An 18945-nucleotide genomic window follows, 5' to 3' on the forward strand; every position below is an offset into this window, starting at 1 on the left:
CGCGGCGTCAGCCCTGCCGGCGCTCGCGCAGGGCCGCGCCCTTGGCGTGTGCCTGGTCGCGCAGCGCGGCGCGGAACTCCCCCATCGCCGCGCGCAGCCGCTGCGCCTCGGCGCCCTCGCCGGCCCCGAGGATGCGGGCCGCGAGCAGCCCGGCGTTGCGGGCGCCGCCGACCGACACGGTCGCGACGGGCACCCCGGCGGGCATCTGGACGATGGAGAGCAGCGAGTCCATCCCGTCGAGGTACTTGAGGGGCACGGGCACGCCGATGACGGGCAGCGACGTGACCGACGCGAGCATCCCGGGCAGGTGCGCGGCGCCGCCGGCCCCCGCGACGAGGACCCGCAGGCCACGCTCCTCGGCGGAGCGGCCGTACTCGAGCATCTCCTCGGGCATCCGGTGCGCCGAGACCACGTCGACCTCGCACGCCACCCCGAACTCCTCGAGCGCGGCGACGGCGGCCTCCATGACGGGCCAGTCGGAGTCCGAGCCCATGACGACGCCGACGACCGGCGCCCCGGTGGGCGCGTCCTGCGTGGTGCTCATTCGGTGACCACTCCCTGGAGGTAGTCGGCGGCGTGGCCGGCCCGCTCGCGCAGGTCGGCGAGGTCGTCGCCGGAGACGTTGACGTGCCCGATCTTGCGGCCCGGGCGCACGCCCTTGCCGTAGAGGTGGACCTTGGCCTCGGGGTCGCGGGCCATGACGTGCCGGTAGGCGGGGTAGAGCTCGGGGTAGTCGCCGCCGAGGACGTTGGCCATGACGGTCCACGGCGCCCGCGGCCGGGGCGAGCCGAGCGGCAGGTCGAGCACGGCCCGCAGGTGCTGCTCGAACTGCCCGGTGACGGCGCCGTCCATCGACCAGTGCCCGGAGTTGTGCGGGCGCATCGCGAGCTCGTTGACGACGAAGCCGGGCTCGCCGCCCTCACCCTCCACCTCGAACAGCTCGACGGCGAGCACGCCCGTCACGCCGAGCTCGCCGGCCACCCGCAGCCCGGCCTCGACGGCGCGGGCCGAGAGGTCGGCGTCGAGCGTCGGCGCGGGCGCGAGCACCTCGGTGCAGATGCCGTCGGTCTGGACGGTCTCGACGACGGGCCACGCGGCCGCCTGCCCGGACGGGCTGCGGGCCAGCAGGACGGCCAGCTCGCGGCGGAAGGGCACCTTCTCCTCGAGGAGCAGCCCGGTGCCGGCCTCCTGCGCCCGCGCCAGCCAGTCCCGCAGCTCGTCCGCCGACGACACGACCGCCACGCCCTTGCCGTCGTAGCCGCCGCGCGGGGTCTTGGCGACCAGCGGCCACCCGACCTCGGCGGCGAAGGCCTCGACGTCGGCCGCGGTGTCGGCGCGCGCCCAGCGCGGGCAGGGCACCCCGAGCGCGGTCAGCCGCTCGCGCATCGCGAGCTTGTCCTGGGCGAAGCGCAGCGCGTCGGGCGTCGGGTGCACGGGCACGCCGGTCGCGACGAGCTGCTCGAGCACCTCCGGCGGGACGTGCTCGTGGTCGAAGGTCACGACGTCGCAGGCCTGCGCGAAGGCGAGGACGGCCTCGGCGTCGGTGTGGTGGCCGACCGGCGAGCTCGGGACGACGAGGGCCGCGCTGGCGTCCTCGGCCTCGGCCAGCACGCTGAGGGTGACCCCCAGCTCGGCGGCGGGGCCGGCGCACATCCGTGCCAGCTGACCACCCCCGACGATGCCGACGACGGGGAACCCTCCGGGGGCACGACGTGGGGTGGTCACCCGGACGAGGATAGCGACCCGCACTCAGTAGGCTGCACGGGTGACTGCCCAGGACGCCCCCTCGCGAGGCCCCGTCTCCCGTGTCGTCGCCTCGGCGCGCGGCGCGGTCGACGTCCTCTACCGCGAGATGATCAAGTTCGGCGTGGTGGGGGCCATCGCCTTCGTCATCGACCTCGGCGGGGCCAACCTCCTGTGGCACACGGTGCTCGCCGACAAGATCACGACGGCGAAGATCATCTCCGGCGCGGTCGCCACGCTCGTCGCGTGGATCGGCAACCGGCAGTGGACCTTCCGGCACCGACGCAGCCGGCCGGTCCACCACGAGGTGATCCTCTTCTTCGGGGTCAACCTCGTCGCGCTCGGCATCTCGGCCGTCGTGCTGGCCGTGTCGCACTACGGCCTGGGCTTCACCTCGCGCCTGGCCGACAACGTCGCGACGATCGTCGGCATCGGTCTCGGCACGCTCTTCCGGTTCTGGGCCTACCGCCGGCTCGTGTTCTCGCACGAGCCGATCTGAGGCCCCCGCCGTTCAGTCGGTGCTGAGCGACAGGAACAGCGCGAACACCGGCGGAGTGGCCCGGGCCAGCTCGAGCCGGCCCCCGGCGCCCTCGGCGAGGTCGCGCGCCAGCGACAGCCCGAGCCCGGACCCCGACGACGACACGGACCGCTCGAAGATGTGCGGCGCCATCGACGGCGGCACGCCGTCGCCCTGGTCGCTCACCTCGATGACGACCGACGGCCCGGCGCGCCGGGCGTTGACCTCGACCGTCCCGCGCCCGTAGGCCAGCGAGTTCTCGAGCAGGGTCGTGAGGATCTGCCCGAGCGACACCGGCGTCGCGCGCACGACGAGCCCGCGCTCCCCGCTGACCTTGATGCTGCGCCGCGCCTGCGCGAAGGCCGGCTGCCACTCGCGCTGGAGCGAGGCGAGCACGGAGTCGAGCGACACCGACGGGTTGACCTCGGCGCCGTGGCGGGTACGCGTCATGAGGTCGTCGACGACCTTGCTCAGCCGCTCGACCTGCCCGATGGCGATCGTCGACTCCTCCGCGACGACGGTCAGGTCGTCGGTGAGGTTGATCTCCTCGAGGCGCATGAGCAGCGCGGTCAGCGGCGTGCGCAGCTGGTGCGACGCGTCGGCCGCGAAGTCCCGCTCGGAGGCCAGGCGGCGGGCGCCCTGTGCGGCGCCCCGGACGAGCGCGGCGTCGAGCTTGTCGACCTCGACGATGCCGGAGTCCAGCGGCACCGGGCGGTCACCGGCGTTGAGCCGGTCGACCCGCTGTCTCAGCGTCTCGAGCAGCGTCGAGACCCGCGCGGCGCTGCGCTCGGCGAGCCACATCGCGCCGAGCACCGCCACGGCGAGCGCGGCGAGGACGGTGAGGCCCGGCGCGACCCACGACCCCGGGTCGTCGGTCGTGGGCACGCCCTCGGCGGCGACCCCGGCGACCGCCGCGACGGCCGCGACGGTCGTCAGCCCGAACGCCTGGAGGACGACGGTCAGCGCGATGCGGCGCACGCGGCGTCAGTCCTCCGGGGAGTCGAACCGGAAGCCGAGGCCACGGATCGTCGTGATGTAGCGCGGGCTCGCGGCGTCGTCGCCGAGCTTGCGGCGCAGCACCGAGATGTGCATGTCGAGGGTCTTCGTCGAGCCGTACCAGGCGCTGTCCCAGACGTCGCGCATGAGCTTCTCGCGGGAGACGACCTTGCCCTCGTTGGCGACGAGGACCCGCAGCAGCTCGAACTCCTTGCCGGTCAGCTGCACCTCCTCGCCGCGCAGGAACACCCGGCGGCCGTCGGGGTCGATGTCGATGAGCTGCTGGCCCTCGTCCTCGGTGGCCTCGACGACGCCGCGGCGCAGCAGCGCCCGGGCGCGGGCCAGGAGCTCGGCGAGCCGGAACGGCTTGGTCACGTAGTCGTCGGCTCCGGCGTCGAGCCCGACGACGGTGTCGACCTCGTCGGCGCGCGCGGTGAGGATGAGCACGGGGACGCCGCTGCCCTCCTGGCGCAGCCGGCGGCAGACCTCGAGGCCGTCCATCTTCGGCAGGCCGAGGTCGAGCACGACGAGGTCGGGCTGGCGCAGGGCCGCCGCCAGGGCCGACTCGCCGTCGGAGCACACCTCGACGTCGTAGCCCTCGCGCCGCAGGGCGCGGGCGAGCGGGTCGGAGATGGCCGGGTCGTCCTCGGCGAGCAACACCTTCGTCATGGGGGGATCGTAGTCACGCAGAGCCGTTCGGCACGGCAGGGCGCCGACCGCCCGGCGCGCGCTGCAGCTCGTGGAGGGTCACGACGCCGATGCCGCGCAGCATCCGCCGCCGCCGCTCGACGGCGGTGAAGCCCGACACGGAGCCCAGCGCACGGGCCATGTCCTCGTCGACGAACACCGTCCCGGACGGCGTGACCGCGGTGATCCGGCTCGCCTTGTTGACCGTCACCCCGAAGACGTCGCCGAGCCGCGACACGACCCGGCCGTGGGCCATCCCGACCCGCACCGGGGGCAGCAGCTCGTCACCGGCCATCGCGTCGACGAGGTCGAGGGCGATGGCGGAGGCGGCGGCGATGTCGGTGTGCACGAACAGGACCTCGTCGCCCACGGTCTTGATGACGCGCCCGCCGTGCTCGGCGACGACGTCGCTGGCCAGCAGCTCGAAGTGCTGCACGAGGCGGGCCAGCTGTCGCTCGCTCATCCGGCGCACGAAGGACGTGAACGACACGAGGTCGGCGAACCCGACGGCCCGCACGGGCGCCGAGGGGTCGGAGCGCACCGCGGGGTCGGCGTCGGCGAGCATGCGCTGGATGGCGTTGGTCAGGTGCCGGCGCCAGACGTAGACGAGCAGCGGCTCGATGTCGTCGATGGTGCGCGAGAGCAGGTTCGCCGCGTCGGCGGCGATGCGCGGCTCGGGGACCGAGCGGGTGTCCTTGCCCTCCAGCTGGTCCGACACCTCGGGGGTGAACGACTCGGCGACGAGCTGGGTCTGCCACACCGCGAGCCGGTCGGCGGTGCGCGCGAAGGCGCGGGTCATCCCGAGCGCGAGCTCCTCGCTGACGGCCCCGCTCTGGACGAGGTCGCTGACCCGGCGCAGCGCGGCCCGGTCGGCCTCGGTGAACATCGCCTCGTCGTCCTCGACGACCTGGAAGCCCATCGCGTGCCAGAAGCGGCGCGCCTCCGCGGGGTCGACCCCGGCGGCGGCGCTGACCTCGGCCCGGGCCATCGACGCGGACCGGCCGAGCAGCGAGCGCTCGACGCGCTCGGCGAGGTCGTCGGCGGCCGGCTCCGGCGGCGGGACGGGGAGGACGGTCTCCTCCCCCGGCGGCTCGTGCGTCATCCCACCTCCCTCGGTCAGCGCGACCGGACGTGGACGACGTCGCCGGCCGAGACGGTGGTCGTCCCGGCCTCGGTGCGCACGGCCAGTCTGCCCTCCGCGTCGACGCCTGTCGCCCTGCCCCGCCGGACCGCCCCGTCCGGCTGGTGGACCTCGACGTCGCGCCCGACGGTGCCGCACGCGTCGCGGTAGGCGGCGACGGAGGCGCCGGCGGGCCCGGTGTCCTCGCGCAGCACGGCGGCGAGGTGGCGCAGGTAGGCGGTGAGCAGGGCGGCACGGTCGACCCCGGGCGCCCCGGCGGCACGCAGGGAGGTCGCGGTGTCGAGCGGCAGCTCCTCGCGGGCCGTGTCGACGTTGACGCCGCAGCCGACGACGACGCCGGCCGGCGGCACCCACTCGCAGAGGAGACCGGCGAGCTTGCGGTCGTCGTCGCCGGGGACGAGGACGTCGTTGGGCCACTTGAGGCTCGTCGTGACCCCGGCCACCTCGGCGACGGCGCGGTGCAGCGCGAGCCCGGCGAGCAGCGGCACCCATCCGGCGCCCGACACGGGCACGGGGACGCAGACCGACACCGCGAGCGCCGTGCCCGGGGTCGTCGTCCAGGCCCGGCCGAGCCGTCCGCGGCCGCTCTCCTGCACCTCGGCGACGAGCACGCGCCACGGCCGGGGGTCGGCCCGGACCTCGTCGTTCGTCGACCCGACGCGCTCGCGGACCTCGACGGGCAGCCACGGGTCGCCGGGTGTGACGGACGCCGCGTCCAGCGCCGCGTTCAGGGGGTTCTCGCTCACGGCGCCAAGGCTAGGCTCGGGTCATGTCGAAGAGCGACCACCACTCCATGGGCGGTACTGACGTCCCGACCGACATCGACACCACGACGACCGCGGGGAAGCTGGCCGACCTCAAGCGGCGGGTCGCCGAGGTCGCGGGTGCGGGGTCCGAGCGCGCGGTCGAGAAGCAGCACGCGCGCGGCAAGAAGACCGCCCGCGAGCGCCTCGAGATGCTCCTCGACGAGGGTTCGTTCGTCGAGATGGACAAGTACGCGCGCCACCGCTCGGTCTCCTTCGGCCAGGACAGGAACCGGCCCTACGGCGACGGCGTCGTCACCGGCTACGGCACGGTCGACGGCCGCACGGTCGCGGTCTTCGCGCAGGACTTCACGGTGTTCGGCGGCTCGCTCGGCGAGGTCTTCGGCGAGAAGATCTGCAAGGTCATGGACTTCGCGATGAAGGTCGGCTGCCCCGTGGTCGGGCTCAACGACTCGGGCGGCGCGCGCATCCAGGAGGGCGTCGTCTCCCTCGGCCTGTACGGCGAGATCTTCCGCCGCAACGTCCACGCGTCGGGGGTCGTCCCGCAGATCTCGCTCGTCATGGGCCCGTGCGCCGGCGGGGCCGTCTACTCCCCCGCGGTCACCGACTTCACCGTGATGGTCGACCAGACCTCGCACATGTTCATCACCGGCCCCGACGTCATCAAGACCGTCACCGGCGAGGACGTCGGCTTCGAGGAGCTCGGCGGCGCGCGCACCCACAACACGAAGTCCGGTGTGGCGCACTACATGGGCACCGACGAGGAGGACGCCGTCGAGTACGTCAAGGCGCTCCTGTCGTACCTGCCGAGCAACAACATGGAGGACCCGCCGGTCTTCGGCGACGAGCTCGACCTCGAGGTCACCGACGACGACCGCTTCCTCGACACGATCGTCCCGGACAGCCCGAACGTCCCCTACGACATGCACCAGGTCATCGAGAAGATCCTCGACGACGGCGAGTTCCTCGAGGTCTCACCGCTGTTCGCGCCGAACATCATCACCGGGTTCGGCCGGGTCGAGGGCCGCTCGGTCGGTGTCGTCGCGAACAACCCGATGCAGTTCGCCGGCACCCTCGACATCGACGCCTCCGAGAAGGCCGCGCGCTTCGTGCGCACCTGCGACGCCTTCAACGTGCCCGTGCTGACCCTCGTCGACGTGCCCGGCTTCCTCCCCGGCACCGACCAGGAGTGGGACGGCATCATCCGCCGCGGCGCCAAGCTCATCTACGCCTACGCCGAGGCCACCGTCCCGCTCGTCACCGTCATCACCCGCAAGGCGTACGGCGGCGCGTACGACGTCATGGGGTCCAAGCACCTCGGGGCCGACATCAACCTCGCGTGGCCGACCGCGCAGATCGCCGTCATGGGCGCGCAGGGCGCGGTGAACATCCTCTACCGCAAGGAGCTCGCGAAGGCCGCCGAGAAGGGCGAGTCGGTCGAGGAGGCGCGCGCCACGTTCATCAAGCAGTACGAGGACGCGCTGGCCAACCCCTACGTCGCCGCCGAGCGCGGGTACGTCGACACCGTCATCACCCCGTCGAACACGCGGATGAACGTCACGAAGGCGCTGCGGGCGCTGCGCACCAAGCGCGAGACGCTGCCGCCGAAGAAGCACGGGAACATCCCCCTGTGATGGCTGCCTCCCCCTCGAGCCCCGAGACCGCGCAGGCCGCCGACGCGCCGCCGGCGATCGTCGTCCACGGCCCCGCGACCGCCGAGGACGTCGCGGCGGTCGTCGCCGTGCTCGCGGCGGCCGGCGCGGGCGAGCAGCCGGCGCCGACCGGGCGCACCTCGACCTGGGCCGCGCACGACGCCGCCGTGCGCCGGCCGGTCGGCCACGGCCCCGGCGCCTGGCACACGGCCTTCCGCCGCTGACCCACCCGCCCCCTCGCGAACGTGCGGGACCCACGGCAAGCGGCGTGCCCGAACTGACGAATGTGTCGATTGATGCACACCCCCCGACCCCCGGACCGTGCACAAACTGACGAAAGTGTCGATTGATGCACACCGCTGCCGTCGGGCGAGCGATCCGGCCTGTGGACGACCGTTTTCGCGCTCCGCCGGATGACAGGCTCGGCCGATGGACGCCGATGACCCCCGGAGCCCGTTCCTCGCGACGGACGCCGCCGCCATGGGCATCTCACGACGAGCTCTCCACGGTGGGCGCTATCGGCCGGTCGTGCGCGCGGTGTTCATCGACGCGCGGGTCCCGGACACCGTGGTCGTCCGCTCCCGAGCGGCCCTCCTCGTCGCGCCCGACGGGGCTGTCCTGAGCCACTGGACGGCCGCGCGACTCTGGGGTGGACGCGTGCCGGAGAACGACTCCGTCCACGTGTCGTTCTCACGGCGCGTCCGCTGGCGGCTGCGCGGCGTCAAGCCCCACTGCTACATCCATCGACTGGCCACCGCCCGACGCCACGGCCTTCCCGTGACGACACCCGCCGCCACGTTCTGCCTCCTCGCTGCGTTCCTGGGGCTGGTCGACCTCGTGGCGCTCGGGGACAGCCTCGTCCGCCGCGGGCACATCACGCCGCATGATCTCTGCGCCTCCGCCGAAGGATGGGTGGGGCAGCACCGCGCCGAGGCCATCGAGGCCGCCCGCCTCGTCCGTGACGGGGTGGACTCGTCGCCCGAGACGACGTTGCGGCTGCTCATGGTGCTCTCGGGGCTGCCGGAGCCTCGGATCAACGTCACGGTGTACCGCGACGACGGCTCGATCCGCTACCGCATCGAGCTCGCGTACGAGGAGCAGCGGGCCGCGATCGAGTACGACGGGCGCTGGCACGAGGAGCCGGCCCAGCGGGTGCGGGACTCGTCCCGGCGTGAGGGCCTGGCCGCGCAGGAACGCTGGACGTTCGTCGTCGTCACCCCGGACGAGCTGTTCTCCGCTACCGAGGACCTCGTCGACCGGCTGCACTCCGAGCTGAGAGCCCTCGGCGTCCCCGTCCCCCCACGGCCTGACGACGCCTGGCGCCAGTACTTCCGCGTCGCGCGGATCGCCGCGTGACCGCTGCCGGGTGGGTCGCCGTGCACCGATCGACACTTTCGACGATTTCTGCCCACCCGGGAGGAGGCGGGCGTGCACCGATCGACACTTTCGACGATTGATGCACGCCCAGGGCGAGGCGGGCGTGCACCAATCGACACTTTCGACGATTTCTGCCCACCCGGGAGGAGGCGGGCGTGCACCGATCGACACTTTCGACGATTGATGCACATGCCGCCGTCACCGACGTCCGCGGAGGACGGGCAGTGCGTCAGGGGGTGCGGCGGGCGACCGAGCGCTCGAGCTCGGCGTGGTGCTGCGCGTCGAGCACCCGCGCCCCGAGCACCTCGTCGGCGGCCTCGAGGTCGCCGCACAGCGCCCGGAACACCCGCGGGACGACGATGCCGTGCGCCGGCCGCTCGAGCACCTCGACGACGTCGCCGGTCGACACCGTCCCCGGCTCGACCACCGCGAGGTAGGCACCGGTCCGGCCGCGCTCGGTGAAGCGCCGCACCCAGCCGCGCTCGCCCATCCACGCCCCGAACGTGGCGCACGGGATGCGCGGCCCGGTCACCTCGAGCAGCGCCGACCCGACCCGCCAGCGCTCCCCGACGACCGCGCCGTCGACGTCGAGACCCTGCGTCGTGAGGTTCTCGCCGAACTGCCCGTCGGGCAGCACGCGCTCGAGCACGCCGCCCCAGTGGTCGAGCTCCTCGCGGGCCACCGCGTAGACCGCCTGCGAGGACCCGCCGTGGTGCCGGCGCGACACGACGTCGTCGCCGACGACACCGCTACCCAGCCCGCCGCGCTTCGGCCCGGGGTCGCGAACCTCGACCGAGGCGACCGGCTGCTTGTCGATGGCGCTGGCCCGGCCCCGGCTCCCCACGCCGTCCCGGGAGGCGCCGACGTTGACCGAGCGGATGCGTGCTGTCACGGCCCCGAGCCTAGGCCGGGAAACCGAGGGGCCGGAGCCGGTCGCCTCGGGTAGCGTCCCGCGGGTGAGCGAGCCCACCACCGTCCGCACCCCCACCGCCGTCGACGCCGTCGCCGACGCGCACTTCGACGCCGCCGTCGCCCTCAGCCCGATGGAGGCCACCTACCTCGGCGTCCCCGGGCACGAGCACGAGCTCGACGACCTCTCCCCGGAGGGCTACGCGGCGCACGCCGACCTCGCCCGCTCCACCCTCGCCCGGCTGGAGGTTACCGAGCCCGTCGACGACGTCGACCGGGTCACCGTCGCCGCGATGCGCGAGCGCCTCGGCCTCGCGCTCGAGACGCACGAGGCGGGCCTGGACCGGATGCAGCTCGACGTCATCGCCTCGCCGCTGCAGGGCGTGCGCGACGTCCTCGACCTCATGGCGACCGACACCCGCGACGACTGGGCCACGATGGCCGCCCGCGTCGCCCAGGTCCCGCGCGCGCTCGAGCAGTACACCGGGACGCTGCGCGAGTCGGCCGACCGCGGCCTCGTGACGCCGCGCCGCCAGGTCGAGGCGTGCATCCGCCAGTGCGAGGACCTCGTGGCACCGGACGGCTACTTCGCGACCTTCCTCGCGAGCGCCCGGGTCGGGGACCAGCCGCTCGACGACGCCGTCGCCGCCGACCTGCGCCGCGCCGTCGAGGGGGCGGCCGCCGCCTACCGTCGCGCCGGCGAGGACCTCGCGACGTACCTGCTCGACCGCGCCCCCGAGTCCGACGCCGCGGGCCGCGACCGCTACGCCCTCGCCTCGCGCTCCTTCCTCGGGGCGAGCGTCGACCTCGAGGAGACCTACGCCTGGGGCCAGGAGGAGCTCGCCCGCATCACCGCCGACATGGAGCGCACGGCGCGCCGCATCGTCCCCGGCGGGACCGTCGACGACGCGGTCGCGCACCTCGACCGTGACGAGACCTACCGCCTGCACGGCACGGACGCGCTCCAGGCGTGGATGCAGGTGCGCGCCGACGAGGCGATCGGGGCCCTGGCCGGCACGCACTTCGACATCCCGGAGCCGGTGCGCACCATCGAGTGCCGCATCGCCCCGACGCAGACCGGCGGCATCTACTACACCGGCCCGAGCGACGACTTCGCGCGCCCCGGCCGGATGTGGTGGTCGGTGCCGAAGGGCGTCACCGAGTTCGGCACCTGGAAGGAGCTGACGACCGTCTACCACGAGGGCGTCCCGGGGCACCACCTCCAGGTCGCGCAGACGGTGTACCGCCGCGAGCTGCTCAACAAGTGGCGCCGGATGATGTGCTGGGTCAGCGGCCACGGCGAGGGCTGGGCCCTGTACGCCGAGCGCCTCATGGCCGAGCTCGGGTACCTCGAGGACCCGGGGATGTACCTCGGGATGCTCGACGCCCAGTCGCTGCGGGCGGTCCGGGTCGTCATCGACATCGGGGTGCACTGCGGCTTCGACGCCCCGGCCGAGGTCGGCGGCGGCGCCTGGACGTACGAGAAGGCCTGGACGATGCTCAGCCGCCACGCCCGGAACGACGAGGCGTCGCTGCGCTTCGAGCTCGACCGCTACCTCGGCTGGCCGGGCCAGGCCCCGAGCTACAAGGTCGGCGAGCGCCTGTGGCTCCAGATGCGCGACGAGGTCGCCGCCCGCGAAGGGGACGCGTTCTCGCTCAAGGACTTCCACCGCCGCGCCCTCGACGTCGGGTCGGTCGGGCTCGACGTCCTGCGCACCGCCGTCGTCGGCGCCTGACGCCGCCCCCGGGGGCCGTGCCCCGAAACCGGGCGGCCCCAGGGGTGGACACCGGTGCCCCCGCGTCCCCTACGCTGGTCGACCACCGGGGGGTGGGGCCGACGGCCGGGTCGTGTCCTCGCCATCCACCGTGGGACACCCGGACACGGAGGAGGGCCGATGCCGAGATCACGAGGGAGACGCCCCGCGGGCAGCACCACCCGCGAGGACATCCTCGCGGCCGCCACGCACCTCTTCGGCGAGCACGGGTACCCGGGGACGACGCTGCGGGCCATCGCCCGCGAGGCCGACGTCGACACGCGGCTGGTCACCCACTACTTCGGCACCAAGCAGAACCTCTTCGTCGCCGTCGTCGACTTCCCGTTCGACCCCGACCAGCTCGCCGGTGCCGTCCTGTCCGAGGGACCCGACCGCGCCGGGTACCGCCTCGCCCAGGTCGTCGTGCGGATGTTCGACGACCCCGGCACCCGTCAGTCGATGACCGGCCTCGTGCGCGCCGCCGCCTCGGAGGACGACGCCGCGCTGCTCGTCCGTGACGTGCTGTCCGAGCGGATGCTCACCCCGCTGGCCCGCCTCCTCGGCGAGGACGAGCCCGAGCTGCGGGCCTCGCTCATCGGCAGCCAGCTCGTCGGCTACATCTTCTCGCGGTACGTCCTGTCGCTGCCGGGCATCCCCGACGAGGACCCCGACCGGCTCGCGGCCGCCGTCGGACCCGTGCTGCAGCACTACCTGACCGGGGCCCTCGAGGAGGCCGTCCCCCGCTGACGCCCCGCGTCCCGACCCGTGAGCCCGTGGGCCCCCGCCCTCCCCTCCGGCGTCGCGACGCGAGAGGATGACCGCCGTGGAGCCCGCCGCGCTCGTCGTCGCCATCATCCTCGTCGTCATCGTCGTCAGCCGTCTCGCCGCGCCCCTCCGGGTCCCGGCGCCGATCGCGCTGCTCGTCGTGGGCGCCGTGCTGTCCGCCGTCCCCCAGGTCCCCGAGATCCGCCTCTCCCCCGAGGTCGCGCTCTTCGGGCTGCTGCCGCCGTTGCTGTACTCGGCCGCGCTGTCGAGCTCGCTCGTCGACATCCGGACCTTCCGCTCGAAGATCCTCAGCCTGTCGGTCGGCCTCGTGCTCTTCACGGCCTTCGGGGTCGCGCTCGTCGTGTGGGCCCTGCTGCCGGGCGTCTCGTTCGCGCTGGCCCTGGCCCTCGGGGCGATCGTCGCCCCGCCGGACGCCGTCGCGGCCACCGCCGTCGCCCGCCGGATCGGCCTGCCGCGCAAGATCACGACGATCCTCGAGGGCGAGTCGCTGCTCAACGACGCGACCGCCCTCGTCACGCTGCGCACCGCGCTCGCGGCGGCCGGCCTCGCCGCGCACGGCGCGGAGATCACGCAGGTCACGTTCGCGACGGTCACCCTCGACCTGCTCGTCGCGGCGGTCGGCGGCGTGGCCGTCGGGGTCGTCGCGTTCGTCGTCATCGGCTGGCTGCGCCGCCGGCTGACCGAGGTCGCGGCCGACACCGCCCTGTCCTTCATCGCGCCCTTCGTGGCCTACGCGCCCGCCGAGGCCGTGGGCGCGTCCGGGGTGCTCGCCGTCGTCACCGCCGGCCTGCTGCTGGCGTACCGGGCGCCGATCCTCCAGTCCGCCCCCTCGCGCCTCGCGGAACGCATCAACTGGGGCAGCGTGACCTTCGTCCTCGAGAACGCGGTGTTCCTCCTCATCGGCCTGCAGGTCTGGACGCTCATCCGCGACACGCGCACCGGCGAGCTCGGCACCGGCCGCACGCTGGCCGTCGCGGGCGCCGTGCTCGTCACCGTGCTGCTGCTGCGGCCGCTGTGGCTGCTCGGGCAGGCCGCCGTCCAGGTGCTGCGCGGGCGGGCCGACCGCCGCCAGGTCCTCGGGTGGTCGCTCGTCAGCGGCTGGGCCGGGATGCGGGGCGTCGTCACGCTCGCGGCCGCGCTGACCCTCCCCGAGGAGACGCCGATGCGCCCCGAGCTCGTGCTCATCGCGCTCGTCGTCACCGTCGGCACCCTCGTCCTCCAGGGCACGACCCTGCCGGCGCTGGCCCGCGCCCTCGACGTCCGCGGCCCCGACCCGCGCGAGGACGCGCTCCAGGAGGCGACCGTCCTCGGGGCGACGACCGGCGCCGGGCTGCGCCACCTCGAGGCCGACCCGGACATCGACCAGGACGTGCTCGAGGTCATCCGCCAGCAGGCCGCCGACCGGGTCAACCGCAGCTGGGAACGGCTCGGCACGCTCGGCCCCACCGACCGCGAGAGCCCCGCCGAGGCCCGGGCCCGGCTGCGGGCCGAGATGATCCGCGCCGAGCGCGAGGAGCTGCTGCGCATCCGCGGGAACGGCGAGGTCGACCACGCGGTGCTCACGAGCGTCCTCGGCCAGCTCGACGCCGAGGAGACCGCCCTCGGGTGGAACGCCACCCGCACCGCCGGGGTGCGCGCCTCCGAGCTGCGCCCGCCGGACCGGGTCGCCGGTGCGTGCGAGCACCTCGCCGACGACAGCGCCCCCCATCCGCCGTCCGACACCGAGGGATGCCCGGAGTGCCGCGCCGAGGGCCTCACCTGGGTGCACCTGCGCTCGTGCACCGAGTGCGGCCACGTCGGCTGCTGCGACTCCTCCGTCGGACAGCACGCGAGCCGGCACTTCCACACCTCGGGGCACCCCGTCATGCGCTCGATCGAGCCCGGCGAGGCGTGGCGCTGGTGCTTCGTCGACGAGGTGCTGGGCTGAGGCCGGCGGGCGCCGTCTAGCGTGTGCGCCATGCCAGACGTCACCCTCGTCCTCGCCTCCGCCAGTCCCGCCCGCCTCGCGACCCTGCGCTCGGCGGGCGTCGAGCCCGTCGTCCGGGTGTCCGACGTCGACGAGCCCGCTGCCGTCGCCGCGGCCGAGGAGGAGCACGGCACCCTCGCCGCCGAGGACGTCACCCTGCTGCTCGCCCGCGCCAAGGCCGAGGACGTCGTCGCGACCCTCGAGGACTCGGGCGAGGACCTCCAGGTCGAGCTCGTCCTCGGGTGCGACTCGATGCTCGAGCTCGACGGCGAGATCCACGGCAAGCCCGCCGACGCCGAGGAGGCCGTCGCCCGGTGGCGCCGGATGCGCGGCCGCTCCGGCGTGCTGCACACCGGCCACTGGCTCGTCGACCTGCGCGACCCCGGCGACGGCGGCACCGGCGGCCAGCTCGGCGGCACCGCCACGACGACCGTGCACTTCGCCGACCTCTCCGACGAGGAGATCGACGACTACGTCGCGACCGGCGAGCCGCTGCGCGTCGCCGGCGCGTTCACCCTCGACGGCCTCGGTGGCCCGTACGTCGCCGGCATCGAGGGCGACCCCGGCACCGTCGTCGGCGTCTCGCTGCCGCTGCTGCGCGAGCTCGTCGGCGAGCTCGGCCTCGCCTGGCACGACCTGCGCACCCGCTGACGCCTCCCCGCCACCTCCCCCCTCTCTCGCTCCCCTCGCGTCGTCGCGTCGTCGTGTCGTCACGTCGTCGCGTCGTCGCGTCGTCGCGGGCTACACCGCAGTACCCGTCGCACCAGCGACGCTTACTGCGGTGCAGCCCGGTCCTCGCCCTCGCCGGAAGCGGGCGCGTCAGCGCGGGCAAGTACTTGACAGAGCGGAAAGTACTTTCGTACGGTGGTCCCATGAACGACACCACTCGGGAGGGACCCACGATGAACGACATCACGCCCCAGCAGGCCCGCGAGCAGCTGGCCCACGCCGAGGCCGCCACCGGCCGCCGCGACGCCGAGCGCCGCGTGCACGCCCTGGCCACCGCTGCCTTCGGCCTCCTCATCGGCGTCTTCCTCGCCGTCTCGCGCATCTCGGAGGACACGCGCTACGAGTCGGTGGTCATCGCCTTCTACGCCCTCGCGCTGGTGGCGCTCACCACGTGGCAGACCCGCGGCGCCCGGGCCTGGCCGCGGCACGCCCGCCGCACCAGCTGGGTCGGGCTCGGCACCACGATGGTCCTCTTCCTCGCCGCGGTCATGGTCTTCAACGTCCGCGAGATGCAGCAGGAGCGGGCCGGCCTGCCGCAGACCGAGAACATCGGCCTGCTCGTGCTCGCCGGGCTCCTCGTCGCCGCGCCGATGGTGCTCGCCGGGCTGCGTATCCGCCGCGGGGACCAGCGGTGAGCACCGACGGCGCGACCCGCCCGGCGCACGCCCGGCACCGGCTCGACGACGTCATCCACGCCCCGGTCCGGTTCAGCATCGTCGCGACGCTCGCCGGCGTCGACGAGGCCGAGTTCGCCCTCGTCCGCGACGAGGTCGAGGTCTCGGACTCCGTCCTCTCCAAGCAGGTCTCGACGCTGGAGCAGGCCGGCTACGTCAAGGTCCGCAAGGGGTACGTCGGCAAGCGTCCTCGCACCTGGCTCTCGCTGACCCGCCCCGGCCGCACGGCCTACGAGGGCCACCTCGCGGCGCTCCGCGAGATCGCCGGCGGCTGACCCGACCCCGGAGCACCCCCGCGAGCACCCCGTCGAGCGAACAGGACACGCCGTCCGGACCGAGGTCCACGCGGCGTGTCCTGTTCGCTCGACCGGTGGCTGGCCCAGCGGTCACCCGGCCCGTCCGGGTCAGACCGGCGGGACGTCCCGGCGCCTGGTCGAGAAGTGCCGGTCGCGCCGGGCGGCGTAGCGCAGCCGGTGCAGCAGCTCCGCGCGCAGCTCGTCGGCCTCGACGACCTGGTCGACGACGAGGTCGGCGGCCAGCCGCTCGAGGTCGACGTCCTCGAGGTACTCGGCCCGTCGCGCCTCGACGAACGCGTCGCGGGCCTCCACGCCCTCGGACGCCTCGACCTCGGCGATCTTGTTGGCGTACACCGCGTTGACCGCGGCCTCGGGACCCATGACGGCGATCCGCGCCGTGGGCAGCGCGATCGTGGCGTCCGGGCCGAACCCGGGGCCGCCCATCGCGTACAGCCCTGCGCCGTAGGCCTTCCGGACGACGACGCAGAACTGCGGCACCGTGGCGGAGGCGACGGCCGAGACCATCTTCGCGCCGTGGCGGATGATGCCGCCGCGCTCGACCTCGGAGCCGATCATGAAGCCGGGGACGTCGGCGAGGTAGACGAGCGGGATCGAGAACGCGTCGCAGAGCCAGATGAACCGGGCGGCCTTGTCGGCGGAGTCGGTGAACAGCACCCCGCCCTTGACGGCCGAGTTGTTCGCGACGACGCCGACGCTCTCGCCGTTCATCCGGCCGAAGCCGACGACGAGCTCGGGGGCGAAGAGCGGCTTGACCTCGAAGAAGCTGTCGTCGTCGACGAGTCCGTCGATCAGCTCGTGGACGTCGAACGGCTGGCTCTCGCGCTCGGGCACGCTGGCCCGCGTCAGCGGCGCGGTCGGCTCCTCGGCGTGGTAGCTCGGCGGGGAGACGCGCCACGAGTCCGGCACGTACGAGAAGTACAGGCGCGCGAGCTCGATGGCCTCGGTGTCGTCGGAGGCCAGCAGGTCGCCGACGCCCGAGACGGTGCAGTGCATCCGCGCGCCGCCCATCTCCTCGAGCGAGACCTTCTCGCCGACGACCATCTCGGCCATCCGCGGGCTGCCGAGGTACATCGACGCGTTGCCCTCGACCATGATGATGACGTCGCAGAAGCTCGGGATGTACGCGCCGCCCGCGGCCGAGGGGCCGAAGAGGCAGCAGATCTGCGGGACCCGGCCCGAGAGCGCGACCTGGTTGTGGAAGATGCGACCCGCACCCCGACGGCCCGGGAACATCTCGACCTGGTCGGTGATCCGCGCCCCGGCGGAGTCGACGAGCCAGAAGACCGGCAGCTCCTCGCGCAGCGCGGTCTCGGTGGCGCGGACGATCTTCTCGACGGTCCGCGCGCCCCACGAGCCGGCCTTGACCGTGGGGTCGTTGGCGATGACGACGACGGGCCGGTCGTCGACCGTGCCGCGCCCGGTGACGACGCCGTCGGCCGGCAGCCCGGCGGCCCGGGAGTTGGCGTAGCGGCCGTCCTCGACGAAGGACCCCTCGTCGAGCAGCAGCGCGATGCGGTCGCGGACGTAGAGCTTGCCCTGGCTCGCGAGCTTGGCCGCGGCCTTCTCGAGCGGGGCGGCCGACGCCGCGTGCGCCGCCTCGAGGCGGGCGCGGACGTCGGCGACCCGCGGGTCGGACCCGGGCGCGGGGGCTGCGGTGTCGCTCATGCCGGGAGGCCGAGGCCCTTCGCGAGGACCATCCGCTGGACCTCCGAGGTGCCCTCGCCGATCTCGAGGATCTTCGCGTCGCGGTAGAAGCGCGCCACCGGGTACTCCTCCATGAAGCCGTTGCCACCGAAGACCTGCGTCGCGATGCGCGTCGCGGTGACCGCGGCCTCGGAGGTGTAGAGCTTCGCCTTCGCGGCGGCCTGCTTGACCTCCTCGACCGAGCGCCGGCCGGCCTCGTGCTCGTCCTTGAGCCACGCGGCCCGGTAGGTGAGCAGTCGGGCGGCGTCCTCCATGACGGCGAGGTCCGCGACGGGGAAGGCGACGCCCTGGTTGACGCCGATCGGGCGGCCGAAGGCGGTGCGCGTCTTGGCGTAGGCCGCGGCCTCCTCGCGCATCCGGGTGATGAGCCCGAGCGCGAGCGCGCTGATCGCGATGCGCCCGTCGTCGAGGGTCTTGAGGAACTGGTGGAAGCCGCGGCCGCGCTCGCCCAGGAGGTTCTCCTCGGGCACGCGGCAGCCGGCGAACGACAGCCCGTGGGTGTCCGAGATGTTCCACCCCATCTTGTGGTATGCCGGCTCGACGGTGAATCCGGCTGTGCCGGAAGGGATCATGATGGCGCTGATCTCGGGACGGCCGTTGTCCAGCGTGCCGGTGCGCGCCGTCACGGTGACGACCGACGTGATGTCGGTGCCGGAGTTCGTGATGAACGCCTTCGACCCGTCGACCACCCAGTCGCCGCCGTCGAGCACGGCCTTGGTACGGGTGGCGCCGGCGTCCGACCCGGCGTCGGGCTCGGTGAGGCCGAAGCCGGCGAGCGCGCGCCCGGCGACGAGGTCGGGCAGGAAGCGCTCCTTCTGCTCCTCGCTGCCGTAGGTGAGGATCGGGTTGATGCCCAGGCCCACCCCGGCCGAGAGCGTGATGCCGATCGACTGGTCGACACGGCCGAGCTCCTCGATGGCGATGCACAGGCTCGTGAACGCTCCCCCGTCGGCGTCCTCGAGCGAGCCGCCGAAGGCCTCGGGGACGACGAGCCCGAAGAGGCCGAGGTCGCCCATCCGCGGCACGAGGTCGGCCGGGAAGTGGTGGTCGCGGTCCCACTGGGCCACGTGCGGCTCGACGGCGTCGGTCGCGAACTCGCGGACGACCGCCCGGAAGTCCTCGTGGTCCTTGCTGAGCTCGTACATGGGCGCCCCTTCGCGCTCGAGGTGCACGGCCCCGGGTCACGGCGGCCGGCGGTGGTCACGTTCTTGACGTTGACGTCAACGTAA

At 73.8% G+C, this 18945-nt stretch carries 19 protein-coding genes; 10 read left to right on the top strand and 9 right to left on the bottom strand.

The window, feature by feature from the left end:
• Positions 1-7: 7 nt before the first annotated feature.
• Positions 8-544 carry a 5-(carboxyamino)imidazole ribonucleotide mutase gene (gene purE / locus HL663_RS17600; RefSeq protein WP_173029561.1) on the bottom strand — a complete coding sequence of 179 codons (537 nt, stop codon included), beginning with the start codon at positions 542-544 and terminating at the stop codon, positions 8-10.
• Positions 541-1725 carry a 5-(carboxyamino)imidazole ribonucleotide synthase gene (locus HL663_RS17605; protein ID WP_173029562.1) on the bottom strand — a complete coding sequence of 395 codons (1185 nt, stop codon included), beginning with the start codon at positions 1723-1725 and terminating at the stop codon, positions 541-543. Before HL663_RS17605 ends, purE begins: the two co-directional genes overlap by 4 nt.
• 40 nt (positions 1726-1765) lie before the next feature.
• On the opposite strand from HL663_RS17605, the gene HL663_RS17610 reads away from it, so the two are divergent.
• Complete coding sequence (locus tag HL663_RS17610; RefSeq protein ID WP_286175758.1) at positions 1766-2242, top strand: GtrA family protein; 477 nt, start codon at positions 1766-1768, stop codon at positions 2240-2242.
• Positions 2243-2254: 12 nt separating this feature from the next.
• Here the strand turns inward: HL663_RS17610 and HL663_RS17615 are convergent, their stop codons facing one another.
• The 4 genes from HL663_RS17615 to HL663_RS17630 are packed head-to-tail and all read right to left on the bottom strand — an operon-like array spanning position 2255 to position 5830.
• Positions 2255-3238, bottom strand: coding sequence for a sensor histidine kinase (locus tag HL663_RS17615; protein ID WP_286175759.1), 984 nt, complete (start codon positions 3236-3238; stop codon positions 2255-2257).
• A 6-nt stretch (positions 3239-3244) separates the two neighbouring features.
• Positions 3245-3925: a response regulator transcription factor gene (locus HL663_RS17620; RefSeq protein WP_173029563.1), complete on the bottom strand. Its 681-nt coding sequence runs from the start codon at positions 3923-3925 to the stop codon at positions 3245-3247.
• A 13-nt stretch (positions 3926-3938) separates the two neighbouring features.
• Positions 3939-5045 (bottom strand): adenylate/guanylate cyclase domain-containing protein, encoded by a 1107-nt coding sequence (locus HL663_RS17625; RefSeq protein ID WP_173029564.1) that lies wholly within the window; start codon positions 5043-5045, stop codon positions 3939-3941.
• Positions 5046-5059: 14 nt separating this feature from the next.
• Positions 5060-5830 (bottom strand): biotin--[acetyl-CoA-carboxylase] ligase, encoded by a 771-nt coding sequence (locus tag HL663_RS17630; RefSeq protein ID WP_286175760.1) that lies wholly within the window; start codon positions 5828-5830, stop codon positions 5060-5062.
• Between the two features lie 23 nt (positions 5831-5853).
• Between HL663_RS17630 and HL663_RS17635 the strand changes: the two genes are divergently transcribed.
• The 3 genes from HL663_RS17635 (at position 5854) to HL663_RS17645 (ending at position 8856) form a co-directional block, all read left to right on the top strand.
• Complete coding sequence (locus tag HL663_RS17635) at positions 5854-7482, top strand: acyl-CoA carboxylase subunit beta (protein WP_216842620.1); 1629 nt, start codon at positions 5854-5856, stop codon at positions 7480-7482.
• Complete coding sequence (locus HL663_RS17640; protein ID WP_173029565.1) at positions 7482-7724, top strand: acyl-CoA carboxylase epsilon subunit; 243 nt, start codon at positions 7482-7484, stop codon at positions 7722-7724. The genes HL663_RS17635 and HL663_RS17640 overlap by 1 nt, the downstream gene beginning before the upstream one ends.
• Before the next feature lie 205 nt (positions 7725-7929).
• Positions 7930-8856 (top strand): putative endonuclease domain-containing protein, encoded by a 927-nt coding sequence (locus HL663_RS17645; RefSeq protein ID WP_173029567.1) that lies wholly within the window; start codon positions 7930-7932, stop codon positions 8854-8856.
• 250 nt (positions 8857-9106) lie between these two features.
• Here HL663_RS17645 and HL663_RS17650 read toward each other — a convergent pair whose 3' ends face one another.
• Positions 9107-9769: an MOSC domain-containing protein gene (locus HL663_RS17650; RefSeq protein WP_286175761.1), complete on the bottom strand. Its 663-nt coding sequence runs from the start codon at positions 9767-9769 to the stop codon at positions 9107-9109.
• Positions 9770-9833: 64 nt separating this feature from the next.
• On the opposite strand from HL663_RS17650, the gene HL663_RS17655 reads away from it, so the two are divergent.
• The 6 genes from HL663_RS17655 (at position 9834) to HL663_RS17680 (ending at position 15970) form a co-directional block, all read left to right on the top strand.
• Positions 9834-11522, top strand: a complete 1689-nt coding sequence (locus tag HL663_RS17655; RefSeq protein WP_286175762.1) for a DUF885 domain-containing protein — start codon at positions 9834-9836, stop codon at positions 11520-11522.
• Between the two features lie 159 nt (positions 11523-11681).
• Positions 11682-12287 carry a TetR/AcrR family transcriptional regulator gene (locus tag HL663_RS17660; protein ID WP_173029569.1) on the top strand — a complete coding sequence of 202 codons (606 nt, stop codon included), beginning with the start codon at positions 11682-11684 and terminating at the stop codon, positions 12285-12287.
• Between the two features lie 67 nt (positions 12288-12354).
• On the top strand, positions 12355-14253 hold the full coding sequence (locus HL663_RS17665; protein WP_216842621.1) for a cation:proton antiporter domain-containing protein: 1899 nt from the start codon (positions 12355-12357) through the stop codon (positions 14251-14253).
• A 30-nt stretch (positions 14254-14283) separates the two neighbouring features.
• Positions 14284-14943 carry a Maf family protein gene (locus HL663_RS17670; RefSeq protein WP_173029571.1) on the top strand — a complete coding sequence of 220 codons (660 nt, stop codon included), beginning with the start codon at positions 14284-14286 and terminating at the stop codon, positions 14941-14943.
• Positions 14944-15164: 221 nt separating this feature from the next.
• Positions 15165-15656 (top strand): hypothetical protein, encoded by a 492-nt coding sequence (locus tag HL663_RS17675; RefSeq protein WP_173029572.1) that lies wholly within the window; start codon positions 15165-15167, stop codon positions 15654-15656.
• Positions 15653-15970, top strand: a complete 318-nt coding sequence (locus HL663_RS17680) for a winged helix-turn-helix domain-containing protein (protein ID WP_173029574.1) — start codon at positions 15653-15655, stop codon at positions 15968-15970. The genes HL663_RS17675 and HL663_RS17680 overlap by 4 nt, the downstream gene beginning before the upstream one ends.
• Positions 15971-16099: 129 nt before the next feature.
• Here HL663_RS17680 and HL663_RS17685 read toward each other — a convergent pair whose 3' ends face one another.
• The gene (locus HL663_RS17685; RefSeq protein ID WP_173029575.1) at positions 16100-17677 is read right to left on the bottom strand and encodes an acyl-CoA carboxylase subunit beta; all 1578 of its coding nucleotides are present in this window, start codon (positions 17675-17677) and stop codon (positions 16100-16102) included.
• The gene (locus HL663_RS17690; RefSeq protein WP_173029576.1) at positions 17674-18861 is read right to left on the bottom strand and encodes an acyl-CoA dehydrogenase family protein; all 1188 of its coding nucleotides are present in this window, start codon (positions 18859-18861) and stop codon (positions 17674-17676) included. Before HL663_RS17690 ends, HL663_RS17685 begins: the two co-directional genes overlap by 4 nt.
• Positions 18862-18945: the final 84 nt, after the last annotated feature.

Origin of the sequence: Arthrobacter sp. NEB 688, from assembly GCF_013201035.1 — a bacterium.
In the GTDB taxonomy this organism is placed as follows: Bacteria; Actinomycetota; Actinomycetes; order Actinomycetales; family Dermatophilaceae; genus Phycicoccus.